Consider the following 11077-nt stretch of genomic DNA (forward strand, 5'->3'; position numbering starts at 1 on the left):
GTTCTCTTGCTCCAAACCGCCACAATAGATGAAGTAAACGTTGCGCTTTTTGAACGTCACAGAACGAACCCAGCCTCCGAGCTCCTCAAAATCACTCGGATCACAGGTTTCATCGTCTAACAATTGCTGTGTTTTCTTACGGAAAATATCCAAGTGAACTTTTAAATCATCCGACTTCTGTAGGTATTCATCCAATATCTCTAAGCGCTCTTGCTCTTTAATAACTGGCTCTGCATCCGATAACCCTTCAGCATTCAACCATTCGGCTTTTTCTTCTCCACCCTCTTCATAGACAAGATAGCCGGAGATTCGGTACCACCCATCTACTTTTTCTAACACCGATACTTTTTCTCCCTTATAGAGCGTATCGACAACTAAAGCATTAAGGTTAGGCTTGTTGTAAACATTGACACGACGCTCAATAACGTAGTACTCGGTAACTTCCGGGGGAGCGGCTTCTAAATCCAGAATCGGTTTGGATGTTTCTTTTTGCAGTGACGATTGCTCGACTTGTGTAGCCTTTGGTGCTTCAGGTTCATCTTTCTGCATAAAGAAGAAATAGTATCCAGCCCCCGCTCCGCCGAGCAACAGCATGACAATCAATGCGACGAGAATTTTCTTCATGCCCTTTTCCTTTTCATTCTTTATTCTTATCCCACCAGCAGCACGCATGTCGTAGAAATTTGGGTATATACTCAAAAGAGCAGGTCAACTAACGCGAGCAATAATGATCAACAGACTCAATTGGATACTACTATTTCTTCTGTTCCCGATAACGGGGCACGCCAATATTCAATGTAACCCATCGTCGTGGAATGACAATCTTACCCAATTCAATCGTTTAGAGTCCAATTACAATCAGCATGTTGAGGTATTCAATACACTTTTAACCGAACATAAACAGCGTCAGTTATTGTCCGAAACCTTTTCAATGCATGAGCTCGTGCTACTTTGGCGTGCCAAGTCGAACCAAAATGTGTTCAAAGCGCAATTAAAAGCATCGATTCAATACAAAGAAGAGCTCACAACTAAAGCGAATCAGCTGCTTAAATTGAGCACACAATCCCAATGGTCAGCAAATGGGTGGGAGATACTGGCCCAAAAGTGCCGCGAGTCAAACAAAATAGCCAATCAAATAACCGCGGAATGGTATAACACCAACGCTCTGGAACTTGCTGAAGATTACAAGCGCCTCTCTTCACAATATCAAACTCTGTCACAAGTCTATGATAAAGAAGCTCGAGCGCTTCAATACGCTCAAGATGTTTCGAAGTAAAAACAGAGCCAGTTTTGAATAGACGATGTTGGTTTTTCACTCCAATATTGGACGTTATTCGTGCTTTTTATCTTTCCTTAGTCGTGAATGATATCAAATGTAAATAATGGGATTGTTCCCTTTGACAAACTTGACTAAACCATGACCAAGACAATCAATTTATAGAGACATACGTCACATTAATGCTTTACTTATGGACATTTTTTGGTTAGTTTAGCCATTAATAAAATTTAATAAAAAGTCACATTTGGCTGGAGATGATGCTACAAACATGGTTATCAATCGATTAAGTAACAGGGAATGTCCTAATGCTACCAAAGCCAAGTTTTTGTCAGTAGTTAGGCACGTAAAAGAGTTCGGTTCAATCAGTGATTTGGATCTTTGTAAAATCTTCGGAGAAACAATATGGAGTGATGGGAGGGAATACCATTCAGCCGCTTTCTCATTCAAGGTTGATAGATACACAGGTAACTGTGAAATCTCACAATACAAAAACCAATAAGGCTTAAGAATTTATAAGGCGGGGTCAGGAAACGGACTCCGCTTTTTTGATCATGGCAATCGTAAAGTCGTGCTCGGAGTACCCCTCAATCAATCGTGTATTCGGACACAGCAACCGACAATAGCGAAAGACACCTTCTTTATTGTGCGACGCTAACATTTTCATGCTGGGTAGTTTGGATTCATCCAACAAGTTAAACACACAACCTTTCTCTGTCGCTCGGTACATTTTCTCAATCATTTCAATGGTGTGATTTGGGTTGGTGGATTGATAGTTCAATGATCCGGAAGCAAAAACAAAGTCGCAACGAGGCAATACCAACGTTGAAAAGTCGCCACATATAAACTTACTTTGCGTACGAAAATCTCGTTTTCTGGCTTCAGAGATAAACTGTTTTTGCTGATCAATGCCAATATAGCTTTGAGGAAGCCCCCCCATAAGTTCGATAAACGCTAACAAGTCTCCGTAGCCGCACCCAATATCTAAAATACTTGAACCGTCTAACGTTAACCCTCGGCACAACGCCTCAAAACGGCTGATCTGACTATACTTATCTGCCCATCCCAGAGTTCGGGCTCTGTCTTTACCAAACTGTCTATATCGCTTTCGATGATAGTGGGCAATCTTAAGTCTATCGAAAAATTTCATCTTTCTTATGCATAAATCGGCAAACTGCCATTTCCTTTCACTTGTCTAATCGCCAGGTGGGTATGAATATCTTTCACATTTTCTAATCGCTGTAACTTTCTAGTAAATGTTTCATAACCAGCGAGATCTTTACTGACCACCTCTAACAGGTAATCATAGGCCCCTGATACGACATGGCATGAGATCACTTCATCCATCTCAACAACGGCATGTTCAAACTCATCAATCGAAGAAGCTTGGTGGTTATTTAAACTCACTTCAACAAATACAGTCATCGCGATGCCTACGGTGTCTCTGGACACAATAGCTCGATAACCACTTATTACACCTTCCTGCTCCAAACGCTTAATGCGTCTTGCACAAGGTGATGCCGATAGCCCTACTTGGTCAGCAAGTTCTGCCGTTGTCAGAGTGGCATCCTTCTGCATTAGGTTGATAAGTTGCCTGTCAATTTTATCCATCTATTCTTCCATGCCTTTAATCACCAACAATTAACACTTATACGCAATTTATCACCAACATCAAGCCTAATTACGTCAAACTTTGCCTCCCTTTGGCAAGAGTTTTATTCAACAATTAACACATCATTTACAAATGGACATGTCGATAATGATCTTGGGATACGCAGCTATATTAACGACCTTACTGCTTTGGTCTGGTTTCTTTATTTCTTTAAAAGGGGGCGCAATTTCTGCCTTGCAGCCAGCCGATATCGCGTTAGTTCGCTTTCTAATCCCAAGTATAATTTTATTACCATTTGTGATTAAGCATAAACAGTCGCTGCGCGTCGTGCCTAAACGCTACCTGGTTGGTGTTGTGGTTGGAAGCGGCCTTCCCTATCTTCTGGTCGTCGGAACGGCTATGCATTTCGCTCCCGTGGCGCACGGCAGTGCATTAGTACCTGGCACTTTGCCATTGTTTGTTTCTGCTATCGCGGTACTTTGTTATCAACAGTCGCTGAGTGCTCACCGCTTAATCGGGCTTTCTACGGTGTTGTTAGGGATTTTCGTATTCCTTCTTTCTAATAGCGGCGCAGAGTACAACTGGTCTCAGTTGCAAGGGCATATCCTGTTTCTAACTGGCAGCATCATGTGGGCTGCTTTCACCATCAGCGCTCGTGTCGCTAATCTTAATGCACACGTCTGTGCAGGATTCGTTGCAATCGCGTCTTTGGCTCTACTCATCATCGCCGTTGGTTTCGGGTGGGTAGACAGTTATTTGGTGGTAACACCGTTCAGCCAGTGGCCATGGGAGGAGTTATTTGGCCACGCGATGCTACAAGGTGTTGGCGCAGGTTTAATCGCTTCTTTCACTTTCATTTATGCAATTAGGATCATCGGTGCCGAAGCCAGCGCAGCTTTTGGTTCATTAACTCCAGTCGTCGCGACACTTCTTGCCGTTCCAATTTTTGGTGAACAACCAGATTCTCTCACTTGGTTAGCTCTGATGTTGGTCACATGCGGCAGTATTGTGGCAAGCCAAATCTTTATGAAAGGTGGAATGAGCCAAACTTATCGCCCACCACTTCACAGATAGCGATGATTTTACAAAAACTTATGCCTTACTATCTTGAATAACAAAATGGCGTTTTGATAGCCTCAGCTCAACTAATAATTAAAACGCCAATGTGATGCCAGCCACTCATACTAAAGATGAACTGCATAGGTTTCTCAAACCGGGAATGAAACTTTCTACTAATTTCGAATTTGGGCCTAAGGATCAATATACGTATTCCACCACCTATCTGGGGATGAAAGAAAATGCTTATTTGATTCTTGATATACCAATGCGTTTGCTTGAAGAGCAAGTGATGAGAAAACTCCCCAACGCCGATGTCATCGTGCGTGGTGTATCAGATACGGAGTTAGGCCATGTCATTGCGTTTAAGTCCAGCGTACTGACGACGACCGTTCGACCATCCCCCCTTTTGTTTATCCGCATTCCAGGAACATTTGCAACCAAACCAGTTCGAGAACATGAGCGTTACAAGTTGCAAATGGACTGTAACGTTATTCATGCAGGGAATGTCTACGACGGTAGCCTTATCGATTTCTCTCTAGCAGGTGTTGGTATATCAACCTTGATTGAGCCCGAATTCAACGTGGGTGAGAGTGTTACCATCGAATGCCCGTTAAGCCACTATATCGGAGAAGAAAATCGATGTGTCATTGCCAACATTAAGAAATTGGCGAAGGGATGGGTAGTTGGAATTAAGTTTGCTAGTTCCATTGAGATGACTCACGAACTAAAAACAGAGTTACTGGAGCAATCCTTTCTAACCAGTAACGTCTGAAATTACTGCTCGCTAAAGCGCGTCGCCTCAAAGCTGTTGAGTATTCTGTGAACCGTATAGGTCACAAGCAGCGTCGCAACAATAGCAAACAAAATACTGCTCACGCGATACAGCGCACTGAACATTAAGTCACCATCCGGAGTAAGATATTGGCCGAACAAAATGCCTAATGTGGTTAAGCCGCCAAATCCGGCTCCCGAACCGCTAGATTCTTTCACGTGCATATAGCTGAACATCATAGCCCCAATCCAAAGCAATGGGACGATAAACAATAAAGTATCCGACCAATCGTATAATACAAGTTGTCCGACGATACCAAAGGTCACCCCCATCAAGGTTCCCATTGCTCTTTTTCGCGCATACCCTAAAGCACCGTTCCAATGCATAGGAAACAATAAAAGCAAGGTTGTCGCCTGAGCAGACATAGAGTCACTGAGGTCAAATAGCTGGAATACAAGGAAAGACATTGTAGCGATACTCGCCCCCATAAGGGCTTCATGACGCATTCGATGACTCTGTTTAGGCTGCGACGGTTTCGCTGGTGGCTGACGAGGTTCCGCATCGGGAATCAAAAATGTCACCACATAAGCAACGATCACTGAAATAACATTCGCTTGCAGGTTGCTAAATATTAGGTCATTTAAGTCAGTGGTTGGATAACTCGCAAAGTGCAGCATGATGCTTAAGCTCAGTACGCTGTTCGCTCCAAATAAGAATAAGCTCCCTTTTGACATACAGGCGAATTTATACAGGAACAACCCGAATGCAATGATTGTCATCATGCCTGGGTGCCCACCAAATAACCCACCAAGCACACCAACTTCTAATCCACACACAACCGCTGAAAAAATCAGTTGTCGTGCGGCATGTAGACTCATGACTGGCACCATTCCAAGTAACAGCATCGGGGTTACAGTAAAGAATACGCCATAGTTCCAACCAAATACTTTACACAAAGTGAAACCAATGGTCGCACCAGTTGCAATGCGCAAACACTGACGGAAGTCGTTTTCCGACATGGGGTGGTCCCATAACTTCATATCGCCTCCTCGTTAATAAATATAATGAAGAAGACTCAAGAATTGGATCTGGCACCTCGCTAACCAACCAGATAATGAGTTTTCTGGCAACAACTGCACGGTTGCTCGTGCCCCTGCTGGAAATGCGCGCTGCTGAGGTTCATCGATAGCTAAATGTAAACGTAAGCGCTGCGCGTCTCTCACCCAACGGTTTGAGTCAGTTGGTGTTGCTAAGCGACCATCCGCATCGAATTGACCCGAGCTGACCCCGGCATCCACACTCGTAATACGAGCTTCAAATACATCACCAGGTAAGCTATCAAAAGCCACTAACGCACGGCTGTTCTGATTAAAGTGTCGTAAACTCTTTTCACGAAAGTCGGCAATGATATCCACGTCATCGGAGACTAAAGCGACAAGAGGTGTACCAGCTGCCGCATAGGCCCCCGTCTCCAGCTGCAAGTTAGCGACAACGCCATCATGTTCCGCCGAGACTTGAGTGTAAGACAGATTAAGTTCCGCTTGTTTTAGCTGGTTTTGCGCTACGCGGATATTCACATTCGTCGCGCCTAAATCACCGCGGTTTACTTCCAACTCTTTTAAACGAGCACGTGCGGCCAGTAAGTTCGCTTTAGCTGCCGTTGCACTGCTCTGTGCGTCATCGCGCTGCTGTTGCGAAGTACCATTACGGTGAAACAGGGTATTAAGACGTTTTGCTTCGCGAACTTTTTGTTCCGCCACGATTTTGCTCGCTTCAACGTCTGCTTTTGCCGCCGCAATAGAAGCATCAAGTTGTTCGTTGTTTTGAATCACACGCTCAAGGTTAAGTTGAGCCTTTTCTACGGCGAGCTGATAAGGCTGGGGATCAATCTGAAATAGTAGATCGCCTTGGCTTATTTCTTGGTTGTTGGCAACATAAAGATGCGTAATCTGCCCACTCACACGGGGGGCCACTTTAGTTACCACACGCGTTGCCATTGCCTGAGGCGTCAACGGCATGGCGAGATCTGCAACTAGAAAATAGGCAAAGACAAGGACAAACGCGACGCAAGAATATTTGATCCAACGTGCGAATTTTTGATCTGGAGTCATAGGCGTTTACTTCTCTTTTTATTCGGTTTTCTGACTTATTCGCTAAGTGAATCAAGCGCATTGTGAGCAATCTGATCAAGAATCAATGAAAGCTGCTGAAGTTCCTGGTCGTTGATGTCCGTTAGGAGCTTGCTTCGAACTTGAAGAATTCGAGCCTCCATTTGCTTTAGTAGGGTTTTCCCCTCTTCTGTGAGGCTAACAATACGTGCTCGCTTATCGTGTTCACAGCAATGGCGAACGATCAGAGATTGCTCTTCTAATAATTTTAATGTTCGCATCAACGACGCTAACTCGATCTCAAGCGCTTCAGCCAAATGCTTCTGACTGATGTTGTCACCCATTCGATAAAGCTTCCATAACGCAGTCCAACGCGGATACGTTAGGTTTAAAGGCTCTAACTCGCGATCTGCAACCATTTTCCACAAACGAGCAACACGAGATAATTTTTCAGCCAGAGAAAGGTCTCGCAAACTGTTGATGTCTTGAATCATAAGATCTACTCAATTACTTAGCGTGCTAAGCAATATAAAATAGTTAGCACGCTAAGTAAATATCTTTTTGTGATTGAAATCACGCTGGGTGTGTCAGTGAAGGGGCAGAAATCTAAGTAACACAACACTATGTTTGAATTTGAAATGCAGCGATGTACACAACAAACGTCGAGACCAATAAAGTCTGATTTGTATAAGAGTAAAAGGGTCAGATACAAAAAAGCACAACCCACAGTCATGGTGTTGTGCTTTTCAGATAATGAATAATTGGGTTATCTCGTAGTGAGCCAATTATTCATGTTCGCTCGACTAAGAACCGCTGTTTAAAATCCACAAATGCTTCATGGAGCGCATTTTCTTTAATCGGCTTGAGAAGCACGTAATTTGCACCCGATTCCATAAAGGCGTCACTGGTTTCTTTCGCGGTGTCAGCAGTACACGCATAAATTGGCGTGCCTAGTTTTAGCTTTTGTCGGATCTCTTTGGTCGTTTCAATTCCACCAAGATGCGGAAGTTGGTTGTCCATCAGTATCAAATCGTAAGTATGATCTTTTAAGAATTCCATTGCTTCTAACCCATCTTTCGCCCAATCAACCTGCATTTTGTACTTGTTACAAAACGCTTTTAGAATGAATGCGTTAGTATGGTTATCCTCTACCAACAACACTTTGAGACTCTCTGCAAATAGTTCACCTGGCTTAACTCGCAAACTCGAATCAAGAGGGGTGAGTACTCGCTCACGATCTTTCACTGGCATTGTAATGACAAAAGTCGTTCCTAAACCTTTCTGACTGCGGACTTGAACATCACCTTCCAGCATGTCGACAAGGCTCTTCACAATGGTCAGCCCTAAGCCACTACCACCGTATTCTCGAGTCGTTGTTGCTTCTTCTTGAACAAAAGGTTCGAACATTTGGTCGAGTTTGTCAGACTCGATGCCGATACCTGTATCCGTAATTTCCACGACCAGCACGCTATTGTCAGCACCATAGAACTGCTCCAGTTCCGCATGCAAGCGCACGCTACCCGAGGGCGTAAACTTCACAGAATTACTGACTAGGTTGAATAAAATTTGGTTCAGACGAACTTGGTCAGTAAAGATTTCAACATTGGGATCTATTTTGTTTTCAATGACAAGGTTGACGCCTTTACTTTCACAAATAGGACGATAAATGTTTTCTAACGTTCGAATTGTATCAGTGAAAGAAAACGGGTGCTTTTGGATATTAAACTTACCCTGCTCAATCTTCGAAAAGTCCAAAATATCATTCAAAACAGCAAGTAAGTGCTCACCACTATGCCGAAGTACGTCAATTTGGTTATTCTGCTCTTCTGTTTCCACAGAGTCTTTTAGCAATTGAGCAACCCCTAAAATTCCATTGATTGGCGTTCGGATCTCATGGCTCATTTTAGCCAGAAAGTCGGCACGGGCTTGAGCAGATTTCTCTGCTTCTTTGCGCGCCAAGTTACTCTGTTTTTCCGCCTCAATAAGCGTGGTTATATCCTGACCTTGAACAATAATACCGCTAATATCTCCATCAACTCGAATCGGCGATAAGTTCCAGCGATATACTTTGTCTCCAATTGGCACATTAACGCCTGTCAACGTAGCTCCCTGAGCCGCCATGCGAAGGTGTGGCATCAACTTTTCTTTGAAACCTTTGAACACTGGGTGCATGGTTTCAACATCGTTTTCCATGACTAACTCTTTGCGTGCTGCCGGATTGATTTGGACAAGTACACCCGATTCAGACCACACCATAATAGGTGATAACGCAAAGTTAAACAGGTCGCGGAAAGACCGCTTTTGTGCTTCAAGCTCTTCAAAAGTGTTTTCTAGTGTCGAACCAATATGATCGAATTCCTCAATATCTGACCCCTCAAAACGCTCAAATCCTTTTTCTTCACGAGCCGAGCGAGTATATGCCATCAGGGATCCTAACTCTTCAACTACACGATTCTCGATCCATTCTTTAGTCATTAGCGCAATCATGACCATACCGATAACTGAGGCTAGCATTGCTAGCAGGTGTTGGATTTGCAATGTCACCACGCTCTGATTGTCTTGCACAGTAAGCAAGCACAAGTCAGTCTCGGCGGCATTTACCTCAATAGGGGTTTTGATGATCAATAATTGGTCAAGCTTGTGCTGGGACTCTCGTCGTTTGAGTACGTCAAATATTTGATAAGCCTCATCTCCTACTAATGAACTTGCCAATGGTGTGTTGTTAGCGACCAACACAACATTGTCGACGTTGCCTTCATTTTTTAGCCTTTCCATCAACCCAAAGTTATTATCTAAAACAACAACATTGTAAGAGTACCCCATCACTTCACCGGTTTTAGGTTGTAAAACGGGTACGCGACGAAGTAACAGATGGCGAGTTCCCATCGGGGTCTGTGAGGGTAGATAATACCAGTTGTTGCTAAAGGTCACCTGACTGGCAAGTCGGCTAAGTATCAGATTGTTGATGCCATAGAAATGCGCGTTGCCATCGTCCCAAATAATACCTTGATGATCGGTTAGGAAACGAAACTCTGGTGTATGGGAAGGATCACTCTGGTCAATACTCATGAAAAAGTAATTGAGTGCCTCTTCATCACGTTCTGTATAAAAATCCAATACAACATCACTTTTCGAATTGCTGTTGTGATGAATCTGAATCGCTGCAAAATGGCTATCAAAAATGTTCAGGATCAGGGCAGAGGTCTGCTGCTTGGTTCGGTCGACTTCCTGCCAAATAATCTGCTTCGAGAAGTAATAACTCTGAACAAAGATGCCTAGAATGATCGGAGCAAGTACGAGAATAATTATTTTGGTAATAAGCGTCGACAGTGAGCGACGCTTTCTTGTTTTTGATGTAGTTGTCATCAATTATCTGAGTATCTAAATGCACGTTTTCTTAATGCTTCAATTCTTTCTGGAGAGTCCGATTTGGTAACGACTTCAAAATCACCAGAGTAAACAGTGGGAACTGGCTTTCCTTCTAAATCCCACTTAATGGCCTCAGCCATTGCAATACCTGTATCATCGTTCATACGCATAACGGTAACGTCTAACTCCCCTTTAGAAAGCGCCTCTAACTCTGCTGAACCGCCGCCCCAACCATTGATCATGACATCATCACGACCTAACTCTTTAAGAGCGTCAACAGCACCTAATGCTACATCGGTAGAACACGCGTAAATGAAGTCAACGTCCGGATACTTCTCCAAACTGGCTTTTGCAGCTTCATACCCAGATTGCTTTGTTGCTTTGGTGTAGTAAGCAGATTGTAGTTCAAATTGATTATCGCGGTTCACTTGGTTGATAAAAGTGTTGCCTCTGATGTCACTAATGTAGCCCTCTGAGAAGTAGAGAACACTATAGTGGCTATGTTTAGGGAAACGCTTGCCAAACTCAACGGCCAATTCACGACTTCCTTCTGCGTGGTCGAAACCAACATAAAGAAACGGCTGATGATGTTCCCAATCCCTAACAGGTGTGGTGATATTTTGTAAAATTAACTTGGTTTTCTTTGAATCTAAGACATGCTCAACAAACTTACGATGTCTTGTGGTATCTAGAGTAAAGATCAAGTAATCGGAGTTGCTTTTCAGCGCCTCCATTAAAGACAAACTTTGTTGCTTTATATCTGCATTAGGACGAGTAAACACCTGATTTAGTTGATAGTCGATATCAAGCTTATCTAGGCGTTTTTCAAACGCATCGATGTTTCGAATCCAATAATCAGAGATCTGCTGCCCTGGATAAAC

11 protein-coding genes are annotated in these 11077 nt (G+C 43.5%); 3 read left to right on the forward strand and 8 right to left on the reverse strand.

Features of this window, described 5'->3' with window-relative positions:
- A partial coding sequence (locus tag IQR33_RS11325; RefSeq protein ID WP_193843703.1) for an SH3 domain-containing protein occupies positions 1-624 on the reverse strand: 624 nt, incomplete at its 3' end.
- Positions 625-727: 103 nt separating this feature from the next.
- On the opposite strand from IQR33_RS11325, the gene IQR33_RS11330 reads away from it, so the two are divergent.
- Entirely contained in the window at positions 728-1276 is a 549-nt protein-coding gene (locus IQR33_RS11330; RefSeq protein ID WP_005373576.1) for a hypothetical protein, read from the forward strand.
- Positions 1277-1802: 526 nt separating this feature from the next.
- On the opposite strand, the gene IQR33_RS11335 is transcribed toward IQR33_RS11330, so the two are convergent.
- A complete protein-coding gene (locus IQR33_RS11335; RefSeq protein WP_053304531.1) occupies positions 1803-2426 on the reverse strand; it encodes a class I SAM-dependent methyltransferase in 624 nt (207 codons plus the stop codon).
- 5 nt (positions 2427-2431) lie between these two features.
- A complete protein-coding gene (locus IQR33_RS11340; RefSeq protein ID WP_005373581.1) occupies positions 2432-2887 on the reverse strand; it encodes an Lrp/AsnC family transcriptional regulator in 456 nt (151 codons plus the stop codon).
- A gap of 148 nt (positions 2888-3035) precedes the next feature.
- Here IQR33_RS11340 and IQR33_RS11345 point away from each other — a divergent pair, with 148 nt between their 5' ends.
- The gene (locus IQR33_RS11345) at positions 3036-3962 is read left to right on the forward strand and encodes a DMT family transporter (RefSeq protein WP_017635181.1); all 927 of its coding nucleotides are present in this window, start codon (positions 3036-3038) and stop codon (positions 3960-3962) included.
- 94 nt (positions 3963-4056) lie between these two features.
- A complete protein-coding gene (locus IQR33_RS11350; protein WP_017819882.1) occupies positions 4057-4719 on the forward strand; it encodes a flagellar brake protein in 663 nt (220 codons plus the stop codon).
- Positions 4720-4721: 2 nt separating this feature from the next.
- Here IQR33_RS11350 and IQR33_RS11355 read toward each other — a convergent pair whose 3' ends face one another.
- The 5 genes from IQR33_RS11355 to IQR33_RS11375 all read right to left on the reverse strand — a co-directional run.
- A complete protein-coding gene (locus IQR33_RS11355; protein ID WP_017635179.1) occupies positions 4722-5759 on the reverse strand; it encodes a DUF2955 domain-containing protein in 1038 nt (345 codons plus the stop codon).
- A gap of 12 nt (positions 5760-5771) precedes the next feature.
- Positions 5772-6830, reverse strand: a complete 1059-nt coding sequence (locus tag IQR33_RS11360) for an HlyD family secretion protein (RefSeq protein ID WP_017635178.1) — start codon at positions 6828-6830, stop codon at positions 5772-5774.
- Positions 6831-6865: 35 nt separating this feature from the next.
- Complete coding sequence (gene slyA / locus IQR33_RS11365; RefSeq protein ID WP_017635177.1) at positions 6866-7321, reverse strand: transcriptional regulator SlyA; 456 nt, start codon at positions 7319-7321, stop codon at positions 6866-6868.
- A gap of 295 nt (positions 7322-7616) precedes the next feature.
- Positions 7617-10193: a quorum-sensing autoinducer 2 sensor kinase/phosphatase LuxQ gene (luxQ, locus tag IQR33_RS11370; protein WP_017635176.1), complete on the reverse strand. Its 2577-nt coding sequence runs from the start codon at positions 10191-10193 to the stop codon at positions 7617-7619.
- On the reverse strand, positions 10193-11077 hold an 885-nt coding region (locus IQR33_RS11375), incomplete at its 5' end, for an autoinducer 2-binding periplasmic protein LuxP (RefSeq protein ID WP_193843704.1). The genes IQR33_RS11375 and luxQ, both read right to left, overlap by 1 nt.

Origin of the sequence: Vibrio sp. OPT46 (genome assembly GCF_015163535.1) — a bacterium.
Classification (GTDB): Bacteria; Pseudomonadota; Gammaproteobacteria; order Enterobacterales; family Vibrionaceae; genus Vibrio; species Vibrio alginolyticus.